We start from the raw sequence: 21890 nt of genomic DNA, 5'->3' as shown, positions 1-21890 counted from the left end.
CTCATCAGTCAAAAGAAGTTAAGGCCGCGGCAAGGTGGTTTTTACGCCGTACCCGAGTCATGATCGATGCGGGTTCCACTGGCCTGCCTTTAATCTACTGAGTTCGGCGCTGCGAAGTAACTGGTAAAAATGATAGGTCCGGCGCTGCTGAAAGCGTGCATCTGTTCAATACTGATTGGCTCGCACAGCGCGATTGGCGATTTGACGAGCCTGGCGAGATGATGAAATACGGATACCTGGCAGAACCGCCAGATGTAACGCTGGCCAACGCTTTTAGTAACGGGACATCTATCGTCGGCCCGGCCTAAATCTCGATAGGTAATGACATCATACCGAGGGAATTTCAAACCGGGCGGCAATGAAGCGGTAGCCAAAGCCTCACTACACAAAAGCCTGGAAGGCTGATAGCTTGAACCATCTGGCGTACCTGCTTTTGATAACACCCCTGAGGTCGGTGTTATCCAACCTCAGGGGTGCGGTCCATCAGCGGATCGAGCAATTGCGGGTGTAGATGGGGCTGACGCTTGTCTGAACCGGTCTCTTAGCCGGGCAAGTCCGTGAAAAGGTCAATACAGGCCTACAACAACGCGATTAGACCCTAGGCTGATCATCAGCAGCCAGACCTGAAGGATTGAAGATATTCACTGGATCAAATGTTATTCATAGAGTTTGATATTATCCAGTGCTGTACCACGCGACGACATAAGAAAATCAACACTCTTGATACTCAGCTCGGCAGGGGCGGTGTAGTCAATGTATAGATTACCCGCTTCGGTGCTTACCGTCGCTGTCGAGTCATCGGACAAATGAACGAGTGCCGCCGCATTAGCCAGCCCGCCGGCTCCTTCGGTTGGATACTCCGGAGCGTAAGAAATTCTGCTCGCAGGTTTTGCCAGCGCTAATCGCACTGCGAACTTATGCGTATTCAATTCGTAGGCATAAAGGTAGTGATCGGGGTTACCATTCGATGAGGTGCGCTCACGAACGTCAAAAAATCCACTGCCTTCGATTATCCAGCTGAACATTCCATGCAGGGTCGAAACTTCTTTTACCCTGTCTTGTAAAGCTACATCTTGAAAATCTATGACTACGTAGTTTTCCCGTGGCATGATCAGGCCTCCCATCAGTCAAGAAACGTTCAGGCCGCGGCAAGTTGGCTTGCGTACCGTCCCCGAGTCACGACCGATACGGGTTCGATTGGCCTGTCGTGAATCTAATGAATTCGGCGCTGCGGAGTAACTGGTAAAAATGATAGGTCCGGCGCTGTTGAAAGCCAGCATCTGTTCGATACTGGCTGGCTCGCACAGCGAGATTGGCGGTTTGACAAGCCTGGCGAGATCATGAAATACGGATACCTGGCAGAGCCGTCAGATGTAACGCTGGCCAACGCTTGCTAGTAACGGGACGTCTATCGTCAGCCCGGCCTAAATCTCGATAGGCAATGGCGTCATACCGAAGGTGTGGACAATGGCGTCGACCACAGGCTGCCCAGATTCTGCAGCAACGACCCGGCAATACCCTGTTGCCCAAGGTACTGCAGCAGCAGCGGGGCGAACTGCCCGATCATGCCGGTATCCATGCCCAACGCCTTGAATGCAGCGTCCAAGTCGGTGCGGCTCTGCACATCGTTGCCCAGCGCCTTGTCCAAGGCCGACTGGCTATCCTTGTCATTGCCCAGCAACTGCCCCAACCCACTCAGCCCACCCAGGAGATTGGCGCCCGACAGCAGGTCGAGGCCAGGCACGGCCTTGGTCAGCTGGCCGTAGTCGTCGCTGCTGAGGTTGTTGCGCGCCAGCCCCAGCATGGCCCCTGCGCCACCCACCGCCTGTTCCGGGGTGATGTTCAGCTGGCTGCCCAGGATGTTGAGCAGGTTGGCCTGCGCCGCCGGTGCCTGCACCTGGCCTTGCTGGCCCTGTTGCTGCATGGCGGCAACGGCATTGGCCGCATCGCTGAGGTTATAGGCGAACACCGGGCTTGCGGCCAGGGTCATCAGGGTAGCCAGCGTGAATGCTTTCATCGGGAGGGACCTCGTCGGCCGGGATGGCCGGGGAAACGAGGCATTGGACTGGAGTGGCAGACGTTTGTTCCTGGCCGGTTATCGGCCTGCTGTAAGCACAACGCCCCCGGGGCGGGGGCGTTGCTCCATCAGGTTAAGCTGCGCCCCACATCTTGTGCGGGTCGATGACGAATTTCTTCGGCACGCCAGCATCGAACTCGCCATAGCCTTCCGGTGCCTGGTCGAGGTTGATGACCTGCACGCCTACCACTTCGGCAATGTTGATGCGGTCCCACATGATCGCCTGCATCAGCTGGCGGTTGTACTTCATGGTCGGGGTCTGGCCGGTGTGGAAGCTGTGCGACTTCGCCCAACCCAGGCCAAAGCGGATGCTCAGCGCGCCGATCTTGGCCGCGGCATCCACCGCACCCGGGTCTTCGGTCACGTACAGGCCCGGGATACCGATCTTGCCGGCAACACGGGTCACTTGCATCAGCGAGTTCAGCACGGTAGCCGGCGCTTCATGCTTGGCCCCTTCGTGGCCGTGGCCGCGAGCCTCGAAGCCAACGGCGTCGACGGCGCAGTCCACTTCCGGCTCGCCGAGAATGTCGACGATCTGCTCGTGCAGCGGGGTGTCCTTGGACAGGTCGACCACTTCGAAGCCCTGCGACTTGGCGTGGGCCAGGCGGGCCGGGTTGAGGTCACCGACGATGACACAGGCCGCGCCGAGCAGGCGCGCCGAGGCGGCAGCGGCCAGGCCGACCGGGCCGGCACCGGCAACATACACGGTGCTGCCTGGGCCTACGCCAGCGGTGACAGCGCCGTGGTAGCCGGTCGGCAGGATGTCGGACAGGCAGGTCAGGTCACGGATCTTCTCCATGGCCTTGTCGCGATCCGGCAGCTTCAGCAGGTTGAAGTCGGCGTACGGCACCAGCACGTATTCGGCCTGGCCGCCGGTCCAGTCGCCCATGTCGACGTAGCCGTAGGCACCACCGGCGCGGGCCGGGTTGACGGTGAGGCAGACACCGGTGTGCATTTCCTTGCAGGAGCGGCAGCGGCCGCAGGCAACGTTGAACGGTACCGATACCAGGTCACCGATTTTCAGGCGTTCGACATCACGCCCCATCTCGACGATTTCACCGGTGATTTCGTGGCCCAGGACCAGGCCGACCTGGGCAGTGGTGCGACCGCGGACCATGTGCTGGTCGGAGCCGCAGATGTTGGTGGAGACCACCTTCAGGATCACGCCGTGCTCGATCTTGTTGCCGCGTGGGTCCTGCATTTTCGGGTAGTCGATCTTCTGCACCTCGACCTTGCCGGCGCCGAGATATACCACTCCACGATTGCCAGACATGCTCTTACCTCGCTTGATTTGTATTTATGCAGCGGTGGTTGAACGCGCCGCCATCCGTGGGCGGCATGTGTTTCTGGAATGCAGGGAATTGTGGGCCTGATACAGCGACTTGCACTGACTGGGAGCGACAGGGAGATGCCTTTTAGCGGCAGGTTTGTCGTTGACAGAAATGGGGAACAAAGGTGGTGGCCTGTGCCGACCTCTTCGCGGCTAAAGCCGCTCCCACAGGGGTTGACGCAAGGCTCAACGCCAACGCTGTACCTGTGGAAGCGGGCTTGCCCGCGAATGGCCGGTGCAGGTTGTTAGAGAACGACCGTCCGGTTGGCGTTGAGGAATACTCGCCGTTCGATGTGATAGCCCACCGCCCGCGCCAGGGTCAGGCATTCGATGTCGCGCCCCTTGGCGATCAGGTCTTCCGGGTAGTGGCTGTGGTCCACCACCTCCACGCCCTGGGCGATGATCGGCCCTTCGTCCAGGTCGTTGTTGATGTAGTGCGCCGTGGCACCCACCATCTTCACGCCCTTGTTGTAGGCCTGGTGGTAAGGCTTGGCGCCTTTGAAACCGGGCAACAGCGAGTGATGGATGTTTATCGCCCAGCCATCCAGGCGGCGGCACAGCTCCGGCGACAGCACCTGCATGTAACGGGCAAGCACCACCAGCTCCGCGCCAGTTTCCTCGATCACCTGGATCACCTTGCGCTCTTGCGCCGGCTTGTCCTTGGGGTCGAGGGCAAAGTGGTAGTAGGGAATCTTGTGCCACTGTGCCAGGGGCTCGAGGTCGGGGTGGTTGGACACCACTGCGACCACGTCCATGGCCAGCTGGCCGATGCGCTGGCGGTACAGCAGATCATTGAGGCAGTGGTCGGCCTTGGACACCATGATCACCACCTTCGGGCGGTGGTTGGGTGCGGTCAGCTCGAAGGCCATGCCGAACGCTTCGCTGCGCTCGGCAAGGCCGGCGCGGAAGCCTGCCTCGTCGAAATCGTCCGGCTGGCGAAACTCCACGCGAATGAAGAAACGCCCCGACAGCCGGTCATCGAAGGAGTGGTGCTCCGTCACGTAGCAGCGCTGCTCGAAGAGGTAACGCGTCACCACGTCGACGGTACCGAGCATGCTCGGGCAGTCGGCGGTGAGAATCCAGGTATCCGGTGCCCGACTCATGTTCGCTCTCCTTAAGCTTCGATGCTCAGGCCGTACTCGGCCGAAGCGTCCTGCAGCCACAGCCACCAGTAGTCGGCGAAGCTGCGGCGGATCACCAGCTCCCAGGTGTCTTCGGCGGTGCGGCGGATCACCAGTTGCGACTTGGCGAACACGGTACCGACGGCCTTGCCCACCGGGAAGTTGTTCGGGTGAACATCATAGCTGGTGGACTTCATCAGCACTTCGCGCACGTTCGGGCCGCGCAGTTCCAGCAGGCTCTGCCCACCGCTGACGTTGACCACCTGGATGTGCTGGCCTTCGAGGGCGGCGCGCAGCTTTTGCTCGACGGCAAACTCCTGGCCGCCGGGGACGATCAGCAACCACTCGTCAGGGCCCATCCATTGCAGCGACATTTCGTTGTTGGCGACCACGGTCAGCGCCACTGGCAGCTCCAGGCCCAGGGCCTTGTGCACGCCGGCGGCGAACTCTGGGTCGTGGCCATCGCCACGAATGGTCAGGTGGCCGAGGAACTTGCGTTCACGCAGGGTCACGCCTGCGTTCTTGCGGCCTTTGCCAACCAGGCTGGCCAGGTCGGCGTGGTGCAGTGGCGACTGGGCCTTGGCCTCGGCGCCGGGGTTTTGCTGGAAGACGTTGATAGCGCTCATTTCTTACCTGCCTTGAATTCTGTTGATCGCGAAGACCTGAGGTAGAACCTGTAGTCAAAGTCTGTGGAGATCCAGTGTGGGAGCGGGTTTACCCGCGAAGAGGGCGGTGGACCCACCATCGCATTCGCGGGTGAACCCGCTCCCACAAGGACCGCATGCCAATCAGAGCTACTGGTGAAGCCTCAAACGTTCTGCCGCTCACCCTTCGGATCGAAGAACACCGAAGACACGATCTCTGCCTCGATCACGCTGCCATCGGCCTGCGGCGAGTACACGCGTTCGCCCATGCGCTTGAGGCCGCCCTTGACCACACCCATGGCGAACGAATAGCCCAGGGAGTTGGCTGCGTAGCTGGAGGTGACGTGGCCAACCATGTCCATCGGGATCGGTTGCTTCGGATCGAACACCAGCTGGGCACCTTCCGGCAGCCACTTGGTCGGGTCGACCGGCTTCAGGCCCACCAGCTGCTTGCGGTTCTCGCGCACGCAGTCTTCGCGGTTCATGCCACGCAGGCCGATCCACGAGTACGGCTTGTTGCGGCCCACGCACCAGCTCATGTTCAGGTCATCCGGGGTCATCGAGCCGTCGGTGTCCTGGCCAACGATGATGAAGCCCTTCTCGGCACGCAGCACGTGCATGGTCTCGGTGCCATACGGGGTCAGGTTGTACTTCTTGCCCGCCTCGATGATCTGCTCCAGCACGCCCATGGCGTAGTTGGCCTGCACGTTGACTTCGTACGACAGCTCACCGGTGAACGAGATACGGAACACCCGGGCTGGCACGCCGCCGACGTTGCCTTCCTTCCAGGTCATGAACGGGAAGGCTTCCTTGTCCATGTCGATGTCGGTCAGCTCGCTCAGCAGCTTGCGGCTGTTGGGGCCGGACAGGGTCATGGTGGCCCAGTGGTCGGTGACCGAGGTGAAGTACACCTTCAGCTCCGGCCATTCGGTCTGGTGGTACAGCTCCATCCACTGCAGCACGCGCGCAGCGCCGCCGGTGGTGGTGGTCATGATGAAGTGGTTGTCGCCGACGCAGGCGGTCACGCCGTCGTCGAAGACCATGCCGTCTTCCTTGCACATCAGGCCGTAACGGGCCTTGCCCACGTCGAGCTTGGTCCAGGCGTTGGTGTAGATGCGGTTGAGGAACTCACGCGCATCCGGGCCCTGGATGTCGATCTTGCCCAGGGTCGAGGCGTCCAGCAGGCCCACGCTGTCGCGCACGGCCTTGCATTCACGGGCCACGGCGGCATGGATGTCTTCACCGGCCTTGGGGAAGTACCAAGGGCGTTTCCACTGGCCGACATCTTCGAACTCGGCGCCGTTCTTCACGTGCCAGGCATGCAGGGCAGTGAAGCGCACGGGCTCGAACAGGTGGCCACAGTGCCGGCCAGCTACCGCACCGAAGGTTACCGGCGTGTAGTTGGGGCGGAACATGGTGGTGCCCATTTCCGGGATGGTGATGCCCATCGAACGGGCGGCGATGGCCAGGCCGTTGATGTTGCCCAGCTTGCCCTGGTCGGTACCGAAGCCCAGCGCGGTGTAGCGCTTGACGTGCTCGACCGACTCGAAGCCTTCGCGGGTGGCCAGTTCGATGGCGGCCGCGGTAACGTCGTTCTGCTGGTCGACGAACTGCTTGGGCGCACGGGCAGTGCCCTTGTCGTGCGGCACCTGGAACAGCGCCACGGTGGCCTCTTCCTTGCGCGCCACGGTTTTCGGCAGGCTGCCGACAGTGGCCTTGAAGCCAGCTTCGGTGGCTGCGCGCACGCCGCCTTCGAAACCATCGGCAATCGCGTCGCCGAGCGGGTATACGCCATTGATACCGCCGACACATTCACGCTTCTGCGGCGCATCGCCCGGTACGAAGCCGAGGATGTCTTCGCGCCAGATCGGGCGGCCGCCCAGGTGCGAAGCCAGGTGCACGACCGGGCTGTAACCGCCGGAGGTGGCGATCAGGTCGCAGTCCAGGGTTTCGCCAGGGCTGGTGACCTTGTGCGCCTGTACGTCGATGGCGGCCACGCGGGCGCCAGTGACATGCTTGCTGCCCTTGGCCTCGATCACGGCGCTGGAGGTGAGAATGCGGATGCCCTTGGCACGTGCTTCTTCAACCAGCGAACCACGCGGGTTGTGGCGAGCGTCGGCGATCGCGACCACCTGCAGGCCGGCATCGTGCCAGTCCAGCGCGGCACGGTAGGCGTGGTCGTTGTTGGTCGACAGCACCAGCTTGCGGCCTGGGGCCACGCCGTAACGGCGCACGTAGGTGGAAACGGCACCGGCCAGCATGTTGCCCGGCACATCGTTGTTGCCGTACACCAGCGGGCGCTCGTGGGCACCAGTGGCCAGCACCACGCGCTTGGCGCGGACGCGGTGCACGCGGTGGCGCACCTGGCCGATCGGGGCACGGTCACCGAGGTGGTCGGTGAGGCGCTCGTGGATGGTCAGGAAGTTATGGTCGTGGTAGCCGTTGACCGTGGCGCGTGGCAGCAGGGTCACTTCCGGCAGGCTTTCCAGCTCTTTGACCACGGCGTTGACCCAGTCGGTGGCAGGCTTGCCGTCGAGGGTTTCGCGGGTGTCGAGCAGGCTGCCGCCGAACTCTTCCTGCTCGTCTGCCAGGATCACCCGGGCACCGCTGCGCGCAGCGGCCAGGGCCGCAGCCAGGCCAGCAGGGCCGGCACCGACGATCAGCACGTCGCAGTGCTGGTTCATGTAGTCGTAGCTGTCCGGGTCGTTCTGCAGCGGCGCGCGGCCAAGGCCGGCGGCTTTGCGGATGTACTTCTCGTAAGTCATCCAGAACGATTTCGGGTACATGAAGGTTTTGTAGTAGAAGCCCGGCGGCATCATGCTGCCACCGACCTTGCCGAGGATGCCCATGACGTCGTTGTTGACGTTCGGCCAGCCGTTGGTGCTGGTGGCGACCAGGCCTGCGTACAGGGCCTGTTGGGTGGCACGCACGTTAGGGATCTGGGTGGCTTCGCTGGAGCCGATCTGCAGGATGGCGTTCGGCTCTTCGGTACCGGCAGCGATGATGCCGCGCGGGCGCGAGTACTTGAAGCTGCGGCCAACGATGTCGACGCCGTTGGCCAGCAACGCGGCGGCCAGGGTGTCGCCGGCATAGCCCTGGTAGGTCTTGCCGTTGAAGCTGAAGTTAAGGACCTTGCTGCGGTCGATACGGCCGCCGCTGGCGAGGCGATAGGTCTGGCTCATACTTTTTCCCCTTGGCCTTTGACGGTCGACGGTGCACTGCTTTGCTTGCCGTTGGCGGTCACTTGCGGCTTCTCGCCAATCTTGTAGGTTTCCAGAATTTCGTAGGTCACGGTGTCGCGGGTGACGTTGAAGTACTGGCGGCAGCCGGCAACGTGGTCCCACAGTTCGTGGTGAATACCGCGCGGGTTGTCACGGTAGAACATGTAGGTACCCCACTCCTCGTCGGAGCAGGCGTTGGGGTCCAGCGGGCGGGCGATGTGCGCCTGGCCAGAGGCGTGGAACTCTTCTTCGGAGCGCAGCTCGCCGCAGTGGGGACAGAAAATATGCAACATGACGGTGTCTCCGGTTAGTGGGCGACGGCGGCAGCGCCGTGTTCGTCGATCAGTGCGCCGCTGTAGAAGCGGTCCATGGAGAATGGCGCGGCCAGTGGGTGCATTTCGCCCTTGGCCAGGCTCGCGGCGAAGACGTTGCCCGAACCCGGGGTCGCCTTGAAGCCGCCGGTACCCCAACCGCAGTTGAAGAACAGGTTCTTCACCGGGGTCTTGGTGATGATCGGGCAGGCGTCCGGCGAGGTATCGACGATGCCGCCCCACTGGCGGTTCATGCGAACGCGCGAGAGGTTGGGGAACATTTCGACGATGGCCTGCAGGGTGTGCTCGATCACCGGGTACGAACCGCGCTGGCCGTAGCCGACCCAGCCGTCGATGCCGGCACCGATCACCAGGTCGCCCTTGTCCGACTGGCTGATGTAGCCGTGTACGGCGTTGGACATGATCACGCTGTCGATGATTGGCTTGATCGGCTCGGATACCAGCGCCTGCAACGGGTGCGATTCCAGCGGCAGGCGGAAGCCGGCGAGCCTGGCCATGTGCCCGGAGTTACCGGCGGTGACCACACCAACGCGCTTGGCGCCGATGAAGCCCTTGTTGGTTTCCACACCGATGACCGCGCCGTTTTCCTTGCGGAAACCGGTCACTTCGGTCTGTTGGATCAGGTCCACGCCCAGGGCGTCGGCAGCACGGGCGAAGCCCCAGGCCACGGCGTCGTGACGGGCCACGCCGCCACGACGCTGTACGGTGGCGCCAAGGATCGGGTAGCGGGTGTTCTTCGAGCAGTCCAGGTACGGGATCTCGGCCGCCACCTGGGCAGTGTTCAGCAGCTCGCCGTCCACGCCATTCAGGCGGTTGGCGGAGACGCGGCGCTCGGAGTCACGCATGTCCTGCAGGGTGTGGCACAGGTTGTAGACGCCGCGCTGGGAGAACATCACGTTGTAGTTGAGGTCCTGGGACAGGCCCTCCCACAGCTTCATGGCGTGCTCGTACAGGTGCGCCGACTCGTCCCACAGGTAGTTGGAACGCACGATGGTGGTGTTACGGGCGGTGTTGCCGCCGCCCAGGTAGCCCTTCTCGATCACCGCGACGTTGGTGATGCCGTGTTCCTTGGCCAGGTAGTAGGCCGTGGCCAGGCCATGCCCGCCACCGCCGACGATAACCACGTCGTAGACCTTTTTAGGGGTTGGCGTGCGCCACATGCGCTGCCAGTTCTCGTGGTGGCTGAGGGAGTGCTTGAAAAGGCCGAAGCCCGAGTAACGTTGCATGGTGTGTGGCTCCACTCAGCGGTAAACAGGGAAATCTGCGCACAGCGCCGCGACGTTCTTCGCCACATCGGCTTCGACGTCTGCGTCACCGAGGTTGTCGAGGATGTCGCAGATCCAGCCGGCCAGGGCGACACATTGCGCGACCTTGAAGCCGCGGGTGGTGACGGCCGGGGTGCCGATGCGCAGGCCCGAGGTGACGAACGGCGACTGCGGGTCGTTCGGCACGGCGTTCTTGTTGACGGTGATGTGCGCACGGCCCAGGGCGGCGTCGGCGTCTTTGCCGGTGAGGCCCTGGCGAATCAGGCTGACCAGGAACAGGTGGTTGTCGGTGCCACCGGAGACCACGTCGTAGCCACGCTCGATGAACACCTGGGCCATGGCCTGGGCGTTCTCGATCACTTGTTTCTGGTAGGCCTTGAACTCAGGTTCCAGCGCTTCCTTGAAGCACACCGCCTTGGCGGCGATCACGTGCATCAGCGGGCCGCCCTGGGCGCCGGGGAATACCGCGGCGTTGAGCTTCTTCTCGATCTCTTCGTTGGCCTTGGCCAGGATCAGGCCGCCACGTGGCCCGCGCAGGGTCTTGTGGGTGGTGGTGGTCACCACGTCGGCGAACGGGATCGGGTTCGGGTACAGGCCAGCGGCAACCAGGCCGGCAACGTGGGCCATGTCGACGAACAGCAGCGCCCCGACCTTGTCGGCAATGGCGCGGAAGCGCGGGAAGTCGAGGGTCTTGGAGTAGGCCGAGAAGCCGGCAACGATCATTTTCGGCTTGTGCTCGAGCGCCAGGCGCTCGACTTCGTCGTAGTCGATCAGGCCGGTGTTGGTGTCGATGCCGTACTGCACGGCGTTGTACAGCTTGCCCGAGGACGACACCTTGGCGCCGTGGGTCAGGTGGCCACCGTGGGCCAGGCTCATGCCGAGGATGGTTTCACCAGGCTGCAGCAGGGCCAGGTAGACCGCGCCGTTGGCCGACGAGCCGGAGTGCGGCTGGACGTTGGCGTAGTCGGCACCGAACAGCTGCTTGGCGCGCTCGATGGCCAGGGCCTCGACTTTGTCCACATGCTCGCAGCCACCGTAGTAGCGCTTGCCCGGGTAGCCTTCGGCGTACTTGTTGGTCAGGCCGCTGCCTTGGGCCTGCATCACGCGCTTGGAGGTGTAGTTTTCCGAGGCAATCAGCTCGATGTGGTCTTCCTGGCGCTGTTCTTCGGCATTCATCGCCGCCAGAAGTGCATCATCGTAACCCTGGATCTGGTCTTGCTTGCTGAACATCGTGTATCTCCCGGCGGCGATCATTTTTTGTCGTGGGGCACTGTGGCCCTTTGTGGCGATGTTATGACTGGCCGGGGCGGGTCAGATGCCTGCGCACGCCTTGCAATGGCGCGTTTACGACATTCGTTGCGGTGCTGGCTTGTTCGCGGGCACGCCCTCTCCCACAGGGATCTGCACAGGCCCATGGTTGCTGGCCTGCGCGGTCCTTGTGGGAGCGGGCGTGCCCGCGAAGAGGCCGGCACAGACAACACAGCCATCAGCCCATGCACAGCTTGTATAGGCAACCGCCGAATCGATGGTTTAGAGTGCTGCTCTGCGTCGTTCACAGGACAGAAGTGCCATGACAGACAAGAGCCAACAATTCGCCAGCGACAACTATTCCGGCATCTGCCCCGAAGCCTGGGCCGCGATGGAAAAGGCCAACCACGGTCACGACCGCGCCTACGGCGACGACCAATGGACCGAGCGCGCCGCGGAATACTTCCGCAACCTGTTCGAAACCGATTGCGAAGTGTTCTTCGCCTTCAACGGTACCGCCGCCAACTCCCTGGCCCTGGCCTCGCTGTGCCAGAGCTACCACAGCGTGATCTGCTCCGAGACCGCCCACGTCGAAACCGACGAATGCGGTGCACCGGAATTCTTCTCCAACGGCTCCAAGCTGCTCACCGCAGCCAGCGTCCACGGCAAGCTGACCCCACAGTCGATCCGTGATGTGGCCTTGAAGCGACAGGACATCCACTACCCCAAGCCACGCGTGGTGACCATTACCCAGGCCACCGAAGTGGGCACGGTGTATCGCCCCGAAGAACTGAAGGCGATCAGCGCCACCTGCAAGGAGCTGGGCCTGAACCTGCACATGGACGGCGCGCGCTTTTCCAACGCCTGCTCGTTCCTGGGCTGCAGCCCGGCCGAGCTGACCTGGAAGGCCGGCGTCGACGTGCTGTGCTTTGGCGGCACCAAGAACGGCATGGCGGTGGGCGAAGCGATCCTGTTCTTCAACCGTCAGCTGGCCGAGGACTTCGATTACCGCTGCAAGCAGGCCGGCCAGCTGGCATCGAAGATGCGCTTCCTGTCAGCGCCATGGGTGGGCCTGCTGGAAGACGGCGCCTGGCTGCGTCATGGCGCGCATGCCAACCGCTGCGCGCAGTTGCTGGCCTCGCTGGTCAGCGACCTGCCTGGGGTGGAGCTGATGTTCCCGGTGGAGGCCAACGGGGTGTTCCTGCAGATGCCGGAGCATGCGATCGAAGCGCTGCGTAGCAGAGGCTGGCGGTTCTACACCTTCATTGGCAGTGGTGGGGCGCGCTTCATGTGCTCGTGGGATACCGAGGAAGAGCGCGTGCGCGAGCTGGCTGCGGATATCCGTAGCATCATCACCGCCTGACAGGCCGTATTCGCGGGCACGCCCGCTCCCACAGGGATCGCGTGATGAACCTGTGGGAGCGGGCAAGCCCGCGAAGAAGCAAACGCCGATCTAGAGCCTGAACCCGCCCATCTGCCGCGCCAGGTCATCGGCCAGCCCACGCAATGCCCGGCACTCCTCGCGACAGCCCTGCACCTCCGCCGCCGTCTCCCGCGCCAGGTCGGAAATCCCCTGCACCGTGCGGTTGATTTCCTCGGTCACCGCCGACTGCTCTTCGGTCGCCGTCGCGACCTGATGGTTCATGTCGCTGATGTGCTCGACCCGGTCGGTAATGGCTCCCAACGATGCGCCTGTGCGCTGGCTCGACTCGACACCACTACCGGTAGCCTGCTGCCCCGCCTGCATCGAACTCACCGCCACGCCCGCGCCCTGCTTCAGGCGCTGGATCATCTGCTGCACCTCGTCGGTGGACAGCTGCGTGCGCCGCGCCAAGGTGCGCACTTCATCGGCCACCACGGCAAACCCGCGCCCTGTCCGTGCGGCCTCGATGGCAGCATTCAGCGCCAGCAGGTTGGTCTGTTCGGAAATGCTGCGAATGCTGAGGTCACCCGCGTCGGAGCCAATTTGCACCGGCGCAGCCGTGACGCGACGGATCGGCCGCACCAGGCCGCAGGCCAACAGCACCACCAGCAGCAGCGAGACCAACGCGACGGCGCCACCGATCAGGCTGGTCAGCAATGCCGGCGACGCCGACCAGTCGGCCATGCTTTCCACCTTGTCCTTACAGATCTCCCGTCGTTCATCCTAATGCCGTACTCATTCACAGCGATACTGTCATTTTTGTCAGTCGTTCATCCTCAATTTACGGGGTACCCTCGAGCCGCAATCCAATCCTCTGAGGGGCACAAGCAATGAACGTTACTTTCCGCTTCGGCACTGATCCGATCACGTTTAACGACATTATAACCAGCGACTTGCTTCACATCAGAACTGGAGATGGAATTGTCGTATACGAGATGGCTTTTCCATACGAATATCCGAAAGTCAGTCACATTGTTGAGGGTTCAGACCTTGTAGTTCAATTCAGCGAGAATCAGAGTAGGCAGGGCAAACCCAGAACTATTGCTACTACCCGCCTCACGAAAGAAGTCAATCGATTCCTAGTCTTGGACATGTATGGCAAAGCCCAGGAAGTCATCACCGATCAAAATGTAATTAGCTTCCTAATACATATCCCTGCCAACAGTGACTTTGAATGGAATGGGAAACGCCTACACCTTAACGAAAAGTTTCTTTTTATCGAGAAAATACCTAATGTATGCTGGTGGACATTCAATACTACTGTGCTCTAACCAAGCCCATAACAAACTAGAGCAACCTGACGTATCGCAATGATTTATAGCTATCCACAGAACCGCCCTTTAGTTTTGAAAGGGCGGTTTTTTCAAGATAAAGCGTGATTAGAGCTTGAATCCCTTCATCTGCTGGGCCAGGTCATCCGCCAATCCACGTAGCGCCTTACATTCCTCACGACACCCTTGCACCTCGGTTGCCGTCTCCCGCGCCAGGTCGGAGATTCCTTGAACCGTGCGGTTGATTTCCTCGGTCACCGCCGACTGCTCTTCGGTCGCCGTCGCGACCTGATGGTTCATGTCGCTGATGTGCTCGATCCGGTCGGTAATGGCTCCCAACGATGCGCCTGTGCGCTGGCTCGACTCGACACCACTACCGGTAGCCTGCTGCCCCGCCTGCATCGAACTCACCGCCACGCCCGCGCCCTGCTTCAGGCGCTGGATCATCTGCTGCACCTCGTCGGTGGACAGCTGCGTGCGCCGCGCCAAGGTGCGCACTTCATCGGCCACCACGGCAAACCCGCGCCCCATATCCCCTGCCCGTGCGGCCTCGATGGCAGCATTCAGCGCCAGCAGGTTGGTCTGTTCGGAAATGCTGCGGATCACCGCCAATACCTCATCGATCGAGGCGACTTCACCGGCCAACTGGCCCACAGCCTCGGCCGCCTTGCCAATATCGCCCGACATGCCCTCGATACCCTGGACCGAGCGCCGTACCACTTCGCGCGCCTGCACGGCTTCATCGCGCGCCGCCTGCGAGGCCTGGGCCGCATCGCCGGCATTGCGGGCAATGTCCTGCACGGTCAGGCCCATTTCGTGTACGGCAGTAGCCACCATTTCGGTCATTTCCTGCTGGCGAGCGGAACGTTCGGCCGTGTTGTCCACCACCACGGTCACCTGTTCAACCGCCTGGCGCAGCCGCTCGGAGGTCTGCAGTACTTCACCGATCAGCCGCCGCTGGCTGTCGAGGAAGCGGTTGAAACCGCGTGCCAGGTCACCCAGTTCGTCCAGGCGTGAATCGTCCAGGCGCTGGCTGAGATCACCCGCACCACTGCCAATTTGCACCAGCGCAGCGGTGACGCGACGGATCGGCCGCACCAGGCCGCGGGCCAACAGCACCACCAGCAGCAGCGAGACCAGCGCCACGCCGCCACCGATCAGGCTGGTCAGCCACACTGCCTGGTGCATTTGCGCGTAGATCTCCTGCTCCGGCACCTCGGCGACCAACGTCCAGTTCAGGTCGCGCAAGGGCAAGCCGAGCGCCAGGTAGCTTTCGCCGTCTCGGCTGAAACGGCTGCTGCGCAGGCCCTGCGCCCCGCTCAGCACCGCCTTGGCGGCGTCCGCACCGAGCTGCTCGGCCAGCTGGCGCTTGCCGCTGAAGGCGTTATCCGGGTGCACCTGGATCAGGCCATCGTTACGCACCAGAAACACCTTGCCGTGTTCGCCAAAGCTGAAGTCGTGGATCAGCTGCGACAGCTCGGTCATGCGCAGGCCCATACCGGCGACGCCGACCAGTTGGCCATGCTTTTCCACCCGGTAGTCGATGAACAGGGCCAGCTCGCCCGTGGCGCCATCAATATCGATATTGATGAACCGCTCGGCACCGCTGTCGATGTAGCCGTAGAACCACTGGTCCTTGGGGTTGCTGCGGCTGAGGGTACGGTCCAGCCCGTTCTCGTTGTAGTAGTGGCCGGTCTCGGTGGAGACAAACAAGGTGGTGAACGCCTGGTTGCGCTGCTTGGCGGCGGTGAGGTATTCGATGAACTGCGGGGCCTGCGCGGGGTTCTCACCTGCGGCAAGCCAGTCGCGCAGCAGCGTGTTGCCAGCGATGTCTGCCGCCGCTACCAGCGGCTGGCCGAGCATGCGTTCGATATCGTTGCGGATGGCCTCGATGCTGGCCGGCAAGGCACTGCCCACCAGGTAGCGTTCGGTGAGGCGATTGAGCGCCACGGTGAAAATGATGACTACGACCAGAATGCTCACCAGCAGGGCGGCGCCCATGCTGGTGATCAATTGCCACTGGATGCTTTTACGCCAGATACGCATGCCCCTGCTCCCCGCATAATTATTGTTTTGCGGAAAGTGTATACACTTGCGTATCCAGTTAATCCAGTGATCTAGAACAACAGCTTCCCGCCTGTGCCAGCGGGGATGCCCAGGATTGCTTCATCACTGTGTCTGGCACCGGCTGCGCCGATGGTTGCGGGGCTTCGACGCCTCGACACGCTCGCTCTCACAGGCACCTCGGTATCGGGCCGTCATTGTTCGGCGATAGTCCGGACGATGGTGTCCACGGTGGCATCTATCTGCGCCTGGGTACGCTCCAGCGTCTTGCGGTGCTCATCCTGCAGTTCGATCTGTCGCGAACACAGGTTCAACGCGGCCAGCACCAGCAACTTGTCACCGATCAGGGTCGGGTACTGACGCTTGGTCTGGGCCAGGGCGGTGTTGAGCATTTGTACAGCCTGGGCCAGGGTTGCCTCCTGGCCTTCAGGCGCCTTGATCGAATAGTCGTTACCGAGGATCGACACGACATTGATCGGCTGAGCCCGTAGTGTCATGCGCCGACAACGCCAGCGGTGGCGCGCTCGACCAGCGCCTGCAGGCGCGCGGCGGTGCTGCCGTGCTTCTCTTCCTGCTCCATCAGCGACAGCTGCAGGGTCTCGTTTTCTTCCTTGGCCTGGGCCAGTTCCTGGCCGAGGGCGGCGTTCTGCTCGGTGAGTTGGGCGTTCTTCTGCAGCAGGTCGTTGACCAGTTGCTCGATTTGATTCAGGGAAGCTTCCAGCATGGGTCTATCTCAGGTTGTTGCGGGGGGCGCACACGATAAAGAAAAGTGCCGCCCGTCGCCATTAAATATCGGATTCACAACGTGTCGAACCCGCAGATTGACAGGGTAACCGGCCCCTTGTTCCGACCTGGGTCAACCGCCGGTCAGGAACACCTGGGCCAACTCCGAATTTTGTCAGGCGCAGACTCAAGACTGGTCGGTCACGACCGATACTCAAAGAGACACATTCTGTCGCACTGGGTGCCTCCCCTTCACTTCCCTGGATCTGCCCTCCATGTCATTACGCAACATCAATATTGCCCCACGCGCACTGCTGGGCTTTGCGCTTATCGGCCTGCTGATGCTCGGCCTCGGTATTTTCTCCCTGATGCAGATGGGCAACATCCGCCAGGCCGGCCTGGCCATCGAAGAGGTCAGCGTACCCGCCATCAAGACCCTGGATGAGCTCAACGCACTGAACCTGCGTATGCGCAGTCTCGCCTACCGCCTGCTGGTGAACCGCGAACCGCAGAGCCAACAGGAAATCCTCAAGCTGATGGACCAGCGCAACCAGGAGATCGACCGCGCGCGCCAGGTGTACCTGCCGCTGATCACCGCCGCCGACGAGCAGGCCGCATACGATCAGTACGTCCAATCGCTCAACCAGTACCGCCAGCTGGAGGCCCGCATGCGCAGCCTGAGCCAGGCCGGCAGCCTCGATGAGCTGAGGGAGGTTCTCAACCGTGACGTGATAGCCACCTCCGAACAGATCAACAAGATCATGGAGACCCTGGTGCGCATCAATACCGAGCAGACCCGTGACACCAACGCGAAAGCCGCCAGCCAGTACGACGCGGCTTTCTCTCTGGTGATCGGCCTGCTGGTTGCCGCCACCGTGCTGACGTTTGCCTGCGCCATGCTGTTGACCCGCAGCATCACCAAACCGATCGACGAGGCGCTCAGATGCGCCGAACAGATCGCCGACGGCGACCTGACCCACGTCATCCATGCCGAGGGTACCGACGAAGCTGCCCGCCTGCTGCGCGCCATGGCCCGCATGCAGGACAAGCTGCGCGACACCTTGCAGCTGATCGCCGGCTCGGCCACGCAGCTGGCCTCGGCTGCCGAGGAGCTGAACGCCGTCACCGACGAAAGCGCCCGTGGCCTGCAACAGCAGAACAACGAAATCGAACAGGCCGCCACGGCGGTGACCGAAATGACCAGCGCCGTCGAAGAGGTGGCACGCAATGCCGTCAGCACCTCGGAAGCCTCCAGCGAAGCCAGCCGTTCGGCAGGCGATGGCCGCGACCTGGTCATGGAAACCGTGGGTGCCATCGAGCGCATGAGCGGTGACGTACAAGCCACCGCCAAGCTGGTTACCCACCTGGCCGAACAGTCGCGCGATATCGGCAAGGTGCTGGATGTGATCCGCGGCCTGGCAGACCAGACCAACCTGCTGGCACTCAACGCGGCGATCGAGGCGGCCCGTGCCGGCGAGGCCGGCCGTGGCTTTGCCGTGGTCGCCGATGAAGTGCGGGCGCTGGCTCACCGTACCCAGCAGTCGACCAGCGAGATCGAGCGGATGATCGGCAGCATTCAGGGCGGTACCGAAGAGGCCGTGAACTCGATGCGCACCAGCACCGAGCGTGCCGAATCGACCTTGAATATCGCCCGTGGCGCAGGCTTGGCGCTGGATACCATTGCCGGGGCGGTGGCGCAGATCAACGAGCGTAACCTGGTAATTGCCAGCGCTGCGGAAGAGCAGGCGCAGGTGGCGCGGGAAGTGGACCGCAACCTGGTGAACATCAACGACCTGTCGGTGCAGAGCGCTACTGGGGCGAATCAGACCAGTGCGGCGAGCGCCGAGTTGTCGCGGTTGGCGGTGGACCTGAATGGGTTGGTAGCACGGTTCCGTACCTGAAAACCCTGGGGCCGCTTTGCGGCCCATCGCGACACAAGGCCGCTCCTACAGGAAGTACGCGATCCCCTGTAGGAGCGGCCTTGCGTCGCGATGGGCTGCAAAGCAGCCCCTGCAATCGCGGATCAGTAATCGATCCGCACGTCCCCTTTCGGCACACTGCAGCACGACAGGATGTAGCCCTCGGCTTCGTCCTCTTCGGTGATGCCACCGTTGTGCTCCATCTCCACTTCGCCGCCCAGCTTGAGCACCTTGCAGGTGCCGCAGATGCCCATGCCGCAAGCTTTGGGGATCATCAGGCCAACCTTGGCCGCCGCTGCATGCACGGTCTCGCCCGGGGCGATGCGGATACTCTTGTCGCTGCCGATGAATTCCACCAGGTTGAGGTCGGCGGCATCCAGTTCCGGCGCATCGGCAGCCTGTTCGGCATGCTCCACCGCGTCCGCCTTGGCTTCCGGAGGCGTGGCACCGAACGACTCCTCGTGGTAGTTCTTCATGTCGAAGCCCACCGCTTCGAGCATGCGCTTGACCGCGCTCATGTACGGCGTCGGGCCGCAGCAGAACACCACGCGCTCCATGTAGTCCGGCGCAATCAGCTCCATCAGGCGCTGGTTCAGGTAGCCGCGGTAACCCGCCCACGGCTCACCCAGGCCATGCTTTTCGCAAATGATGTGCAGGCTGAAGTTGGGGATGCGCGAGGCCATCTGCTCCAGCTCGCGATGGTAGATGATGTCCTTCGGCGAACGGGCACTGTGCACGAACACCATGTCGACATTGCCGTTGGTGTCGTAGAACCAGCGCGCCATCGACATCACCGGGGTGATACCGACACCGCCGGAAAGGTACAGCACCTTCTGCGCCGGGAAATCGATGGCGTTGAACAGCCCCACCGGGCCGTGCACCGGCAACTCGGCGCCTTCGTGCATGGTGTCGTGGAGGAAGTTCGACACCAGGCCGCCCGGTACGCGCTTGACCGTGATCGAGAAGCTGTAGGGCACCGAAGGCGAGCTGGAGATGGTGTAGGAGCGCATCACCGGCTTGCCTTCGATCTCCAGCTCCAGGGTGACGAACTGCCCGGGCTTGAAGAAGAACATGATCGGCTGGTCGGCCATGAAGCAGAAGGTGCGCACGTCCCAGGTCTCCTGGATGACCTTGACGCAGCGCACGATGTGGCGGCCGTTGGCCCAGGTCTGGGTGGTGACCGGATTGAGGAAGGTATCGGACATGTTCATCTCCAGCAGCCGACTATTGGCCTTTTATGGCTTGGATAATGCGCAAGCTGAAGACGACGTACATTCCTGCCAGCGACATCGGCGTGCTTATCGCGACCAGCCCCGCACCACAAGGGCTGCGGAGTCGTAATTCAATTCGGCCATGTCGCCCATGGATACGGTTCACGACGTCTTCGGACGCACACTCCACGGCAAAACAACCGCTGTTTCTTGATAAGCAGCCTTGCGGCACCACAACAACGATTAGCCACCTTTTGCCGGCCGCACACGGCCCCGAGGAATACACGATGGACGTCACCGCAACCCTGAGCCTGGGCGATCCACTGGAACCTGCACGCAAGGCGACAGCCGAAATGCTGCAGACCCGCGAGCGCACCTTCTCGCTGCCCCAGCCTTTCTACAACGACGAGCGTCTGTTCCAGATCGACATGCAGGAGATCTTCCACAAGGAGTGGCTGATCGCCGGCATGACCTGCGAGATCCCGGCCAAGGGCAACTACATCACCCTGCAGATCGGCAAGAACCCGATCATCGTGGTGCGTGGCGCCGAAGGCAAGGTGCATGCCTTCCACAACGTCTGCCGCCATCGCGGCTCGCGCCTGTGCGTCAGCGACAAGGGCAAGGTGGCCAAGCTGGTCTGCCCGTACCACCAGTGGACCTACGAACTGGACGGCCGACTGCTGTTCGCTGGCACCGAAATGGGTGCCGACTTCGACATGAACCAGTACGGCCTGAAGCCGGTGAACGTGAAAGTCGCTGGCGGCTACATCTTCATCAGCCTGGCGGAAAACCCGCCTGCCATCGACGAGTTCCTGGCCACCCTGGACCACTACATGGAGCCGTACGACATGGAGAACACCAAGGTGGCGGTGCAAACCACCTTGATGGAAAAGGCCAACTGGAAGCTGGTGCTGGAAAACAACCGCGAGTGCTACCACTGCAACGGTTCGCACCCGGAACTGCTGCAAACCCTGCTGGAATGGGACGACACCAACGACCCGCGCGCCAGCCAGGAATTCAAGGACCACGTGGCCGCCTCGGCTGCCGCCTGGGAAGCTGAGAAGATCCCGTACCTGCACAAGAGCCATGGCCTGCGTAACCGCATCGTGCGCATGCCGCTGCTCAAGGGCACCGTGTCGATGACCATGGACGGCAAGCAGGCCTGCCAGAAGCTGATGGGCCGCATCAAGAACCCGGACCTGGGCTCGATGCGCATCCTGCACCTGCCGCACTCGTGGAACCACTGCATGGGTGATCACATGATCGTGTTCACCGTGTGGCCGATCAGCGCCCAGGAAACCATGGTCACCACCAAGTGGCTGGTGCACAAGGATGCCGTGGAAGGCGTGGATTACGATCCGGAGCGCATGCGCAAGGTGTGGGACGCCACCAACGACCAGGACCGCCGCCTGGCCGAAGAGAACCAGCGCGGGATCAACTCCACCGCATACCAGCCGGGCCCTTACTCGAAGACCTACGAGTTTGGCGTGGTCAACTTCATTGACTGGTACAGCCAGCGCTTGCTCAACAACCTGGGGGCTGAGCCGGCACCTTACCTGAAAGAAGTGCAGGCACAGTAAGCCCAACCCCCGCCACTGAACGATGTTTGGTGGCGGGGACTCCCCTTTCTACACTCCTCGCCTGACACCCGCTGTGTAACCCTTCCCCCTGCAACACTCGCCCCAGCGAATCACTGATCAGTATTTGACCAACTCGGTCAAACCCGCATGCGCGCTCGGGTGCAGCCGTGTTCATACACCTTATCCACAAAGCCACCAACAGAGTTTGTGAGCAACCACGCGAGTATTCGCAACCGAACTGTGGATAAGCGCTGCAAAGCCCTGATTATCAAGTTCGGAAGGTTATAAACAGGGCTTTGATCATTTTTCGAACAAATCCGTCAACGCCTTTGAATACGCGGCTCGCAGCCGATACCGAACATATTATCCACAGATGGGCTAACAGCGATTGTGGGCAAAAACAGGAGAGGCTGATGTGCTAGGCAAGCAAGCGCCCCGACAGAGCCTGACTGTTTTTTGAT

General features: G+C 62.0%; 17 protein-coding genes and 3 pseudogenes. 5 read left to right on the top strand and 15 right to left on the bottom strand.

Annotated features, from left to right (window positions below):
* Positions 1 to 656 precede the first annotated feature (656 nt).
* The 9 genes from ACJA3S_RS01625 to ACJA3S_RS01585 all read right to left on the bottom strand — a co-directional run bounded on the left by ACJA3S_RS01625 (position 657) and on the right by ACJA3S_RS01585 (position 11220).
* Entirely contained in the window at positions 657 to 1109 is a 453-nt protein-coding gene (locus ACJA3S_RS01625) for a hypothetical protein (protein ID WP_406820647.1), read from the bottom strand.
* Positions 1110 to 1447: 338 nt separating this feature from the next.
* Positions 1448 to 2017 (bottom strand): DUF2780 domain-containing protein, encoded by a 570-nt coding sequence (locus ACJA3S_RS01620; protein ID WP_406820646.1) that lies wholly within the window; start codon positions 2015 to 2017, stop codon positions 1448 to 1450.
* 133 nt (positions 2018 to 2150) lie between these two features.
* Positions 2151 to 3350, bottom strand: coding sequence for a formaldehyde dehydrogenase, glutathione-independent (gene fdhA / locus ACJA3S_RS01615; RefSeq protein WP_186687513.1), 1200 nt, complete (start codon positions 3348 to 3350; stop codon positions 2151 to 2153).
* Between the two features lie 302 nt (positions 3351 to 3652).
* A complete protein-coding gene (gene purU, locus ACJA3S_RS01610) occupies positions 3653 to 4510 on the bottom strand; it encodes a formyltetrahydrofolate deformylase (protein WP_186674975.1) in 858 nt (285 codons plus the stop codon).
* Between the two features lie 11 nt (positions 4511 to 4521).
* Complete coding sequence (locus tag ACJA3S_RS01605; protein WP_013970521.1) at positions 4522 to 5154, bottom strand: sarcosine oxidase subunit gamma; 633 nt, start codon at positions 5152 to 5154, stop codon at positions 4522 to 4524.
* A 182-nt stretch (positions 5155 to 5336) separates the two neighbouring features.
* A complete protein-coding gene (locus tag ACJA3S_RS01600) occupies positions 5337 to 8354 on the bottom strand; it encodes a sarcosine oxidase subunit alpha (protein WP_170027882.1) in 3018 nt (1005 codons plus the stop codon).
* Positions 8351 to 8686, bottom strand: a complete 336-nt coding sequence (locus tag ACJA3S_RS01595; RefSeq protein ID WP_170027881.1) for a sarcosine oxidase subunit delta — start codon at positions 8684 to 8686, stop codon at positions 8351 to 8353. The genes ACJA3S_RS01600 and ACJA3S_RS01595 overlap by 4 nt, the downstream gene beginning before the upstream one ends.
* A gap of 14 nt (positions 8687 to 8700) precedes the next feature.
* On the bottom strand, positions 8701 to 9951 hold the full coding sequence (locus ACJA3S_RS01590) for a sarcosine oxidase subunit beta family protein (RefSeq protein WP_225780064.1): 1251 nt from the start codon (positions 9949 to 9951) through the stop codon (positions 8701 to 8703).
* A 15-nt stretch (positions 9952 to 9966) separates the two neighbouring features.
* Complete coding sequence (locus tag ACJA3S_RS01585) at positions 9967 to 11220, bottom strand: serine hydroxymethyltransferase (protein WP_406820645.1); 1254 nt, start codon at positions 11218 to 11220, stop codon at positions 9967 to 9969.
* 340 nt (positions 11221 to 11560) lie between these two features.
* Between ACJA3S_RS01585 and ACJA3S_RS01580 the strand changes: the two genes are divergently transcribed.
* Positions 11561 to 12601, top strand: coding sequence for a low specificity L-threonine aldolase (locus ACJA3S_RS01580; RefSeq protein ID WP_186674971.1), 1041 nt, complete (start codon positions 11561 to 11563; stop codon positions 12599 to 12601).
* A 90-nt stretch (positions 12602 to 12691) separates the two neighbouring features.
* Here ACJA3S_RS01580 and ACJA3S_RS01575 read toward each other — a convergent pair.
* A pseudogene (locus ACJA3S_RS01575) lies at positions 12692 to 13171 on the bottom strand (methyl-accepting chemotaxis protein); the annotation flags it as partial.
* A gap of 320 nt (positions 13172 to 13491) precedes the next feature.
* Here ACJA3S_RS01575 and ACJA3S_RS01570 point away from each other — a divergent pair.
* Positions 13492 to 13932: a hypothetical protein gene (locus ACJA3S_RS01570; RefSeq protein WP_406820644.1), complete on the top strand. Its 441-nt coding sequence runs from the start codon at positions 13492 to 13494 to the stop codon at positions 13930 to 13932.
* 108 nt (positions 13933 to 14040) lie between these two features.
* Here ACJA3S_RS01570 and ACJA3S_RS01565 read toward each other — a convergent pair whose 3' ends face one another.
* The 4 genes and pseudogenes from ACJA3S_RS01565 to ACJA3S_RS01550 all read right to left on the bottom strand — a co-directional run bounded on the left by ACJA3S_RS01565 (position 14041) and on the right by ACJA3S_RS01550 (position 16720).
* Complete coding sequence (locus ACJA3S_RS01565; protein ID WP_406822188.1) at positions 14041 to 14745, bottom strand: methyl-accepting chemotaxis protein; 705 nt, start codon at positions 14743 to 14745, stop codon at positions 14041 to 14043.
* 207 nt (positions 14746 to 14952) lie between these two features.
* Positions 14953 to 15795 (bottom strand): annotated as a pseudogene (locus ACJA3S_RS01560) (cache domain-containing protein); the annotation flags it as partial.
* Between the two features lie 395 nt (positions 15796 to 16190).
* Complete coding sequence (locus ACJA3S_RS01555; RefSeq protein ID WP_170027875.1) at positions 16191 to 16493, bottom strand: cell division protein ZapA; 303 nt, start codon at positions 16491 to 16493, stop codon at positions 16191 to 16193.
* Positions 16490 to 16720 carry a hypothetical protein gene (locus ACJA3S_RS01550; protein WP_170027874.1) on the bottom strand — a complete coding sequence of 77 codons (231 nt, stop codon included), beginning with the start codon at positions 16718 to 16720 and terminating at the stop codon, positions 16490 to 16492. The genes ACJA3S_RS01555 and ACJA3S_RS01550 overlap by 4 nt, the downstream gene beginning before the upstream one ends.
* A 274-nt stretch (positions 16721 to 16994) precedes the next feature.
* Here ACJA3S_RS01550 and ACJA3S_RS01545 point away from each other — a divergent pair.
* Positions 16995 to 17717, top strand: a pseudogene (locus ACJA3S_RS01545) (MCP four helix bundle domain-containing protein); the annotation flags it as partial.
* A gap of 30 nt (positions 17718 to 17747) precedes the next feature.
* A complete protein-coding gene (locus ACJA3S_RS01540) occupies positions 17748 to 18620 on the top strand; it encodes a methyl-accepting chemotaxis protein (protein ID WP_406822187.1) in 873 nt (290 codons plus the stop codon).
* Positions 18621 to 18742: 122 nt separating this feature from the next.
* On the opposite strand, the gene gbcB is transcribed toward ACJA3S_RS01540, so the two are convergent.
* Positions 18743 to 19843, bottom strand: a complete 1101-nt coding sequence (gene gbcB / locus ACJA3S_RS01535) for a glycine-betaine demethylase subunit GbcB (RefSeq protein ID WP_170027872.1) — start codon at positions 19841 to 19843, stop codon at positions 18743 to 18745.
* Positions 19844 to 20136: 293 nt separating this feature from the next.
* Between gbcB and gbcA the strand changes: the two genes are divergently transcribed.
* On the top strand, positions 20137 to 21429 hold the full coding sequence (gbcA, locus tag ACJA3S_RS01530) for a glycine-betaine demethylase subunit GbcA (protein WP_170027871.1): 1293 nt from the start codon (positions 20137 to 20139) through the stop codon (positions 21427 to 21429).
* The last annotated feature ends 461 nt before the right edge of the window (positions 21430 to 21890 follow it).

Source organism: Pseudomonas sp. KnCO4, assembly GCF_045344305.1.
Taxonomy (GTDB): Bacteria; Pseudomonadota; Gammaproteobacteria; order Pseudomonadales; family Pseudomonadaceae; genus Aquipseudomonas; species Aquipseudomonas anuradhapurensis.
Note: the sequence above shows the minus strand (reverse complement) of the source record. Positions and strands in the feature narration are given on the sequence as shown.

Excerpts from the sequence above, each read along its gene's own strand:
- fdhA (WP_186687513.1), bottom strand. The coding sequence starts at position 3,350 with ATGTCTGGCAATCGTGGAGTGGTATATCTCGGCGCCGGCAAGGTCGAG.
- ACJA3S_RS01605 (WP_013970521.1), bottom strand. The coding sequence starts at position 5,154 with ATGAGCGCTATCAACGTCTTCCAGCAAAACCCCGGCGCCGAGGCCAAG.
- ACJA3S_RS01540 (WP_406822187.1), top strand. The coding sequence starts at position 17,748 with ATGGCCCGCATGCAGGACAAGCTGCGCGACACCTTGCAGCTGATCGCC.
- ACJA3S_RS01595 (WP_170027881.1), bottom strand. The coding sequence starts at position 8,686 with ATGTTGCATATTTTCTGTCCCCACTGCGGCGAGCTGCGCTCCGAAGAA.
- purU (WP_186674975.1), bottom strand. The coding sequence starts at position 4,510 with ATGAGTCGGGCACCGGATACCTGGATTCTCACCGCCGACTGCCCGAGC.
- ACJA3S_RS01600 (WP_170027882.1), bottom strand. The coding sequence starts at position 8,354 with ATGAGCCAGACCTATCGCCTCGCCAGCGGCGGCCGTATCGACCGCAGC.
- ACJA3S_RS01555 (WP_170027875.1), bottom strand. The coding sequence starts at position 16,493 with ATGACACTACGGGCTCAGCCGATCAATGTCGTGTCGATCCTCGGTAAC.
- ACJA3S_RS01590 (WP_225780064.1), bottom strand. The coding sequence starts at position 9,951 with ATGCAACGTTACTCGGGCTTCGGCCTTTTCAAGCACTCCCTCAGCCAC.
- ACJA3S_RS01550 (WP_170027874.1), bottom strand. The coding sequence starts at position 16,720 with ATGCTGGAAGCTTCCCTGAATCAAATCGAGCAACTGGTCAACGACCTG.
- ACJA3S_RS01625 (WP_406820647.1), bottom strand. The coding sequence starts at position 1,109 with ATGCCACGGGAAAACTACGTAGTCATAGATTTTCAAGATGTAGCTTTA.
- ACJA3S_RS01570 (WP_406820644.1), top strand. The coding sequence starts at position 13,492 with ATGAACGTTACTTTCCGCTTCGGCACTGATCCGATCACGTTTAACGAC.
- ACJA3S_RS01620 (WP_406820646.1), bottom strand. The coding sequence starts at position 2,017 with ATGAAAGCATTCACGCTGGCTACCCTGATGACCCTGGCCGCAAGCCCG.
- ACJA3S_RS01565 (WP_406822188.1), bottom strand. The coding sequence starts at position 14,745 with ATGGGCCTGACCGTGCAGGACATTGCCCGCAATGCCGGCGATGCGGCC.
- gbcA (WP_170027871.1), top strand. The coding sequence starts at position 20,137 with ATGGACGTCACCGCAACCCTGAGCCTGGGCGATCCACTGGAACCTGCA.
- gbcB (WP_170027872.1), bottom strand. The coding sequence starts at position 19,843 with ATGTCCGATACCTTCCTCAATCCGGTCACCACCCAGACCTGGGCCAAC.
- ACJA3S_RS01585 (WP_406820645.1), bottom strand. The coding sequence starts at position 11,220 with ATGTTCAGCAAGCAAGACCAGATCCAGGGTTACGATGATGCACTTCTG.
- ACJA3S_RS01580 (WP_186674971.1), top strand. The coding sequence starts at position 11,561 with ATGACAGACAAGAGCCAACAATTCGCCAGCGACAACTATTCCGGCATC.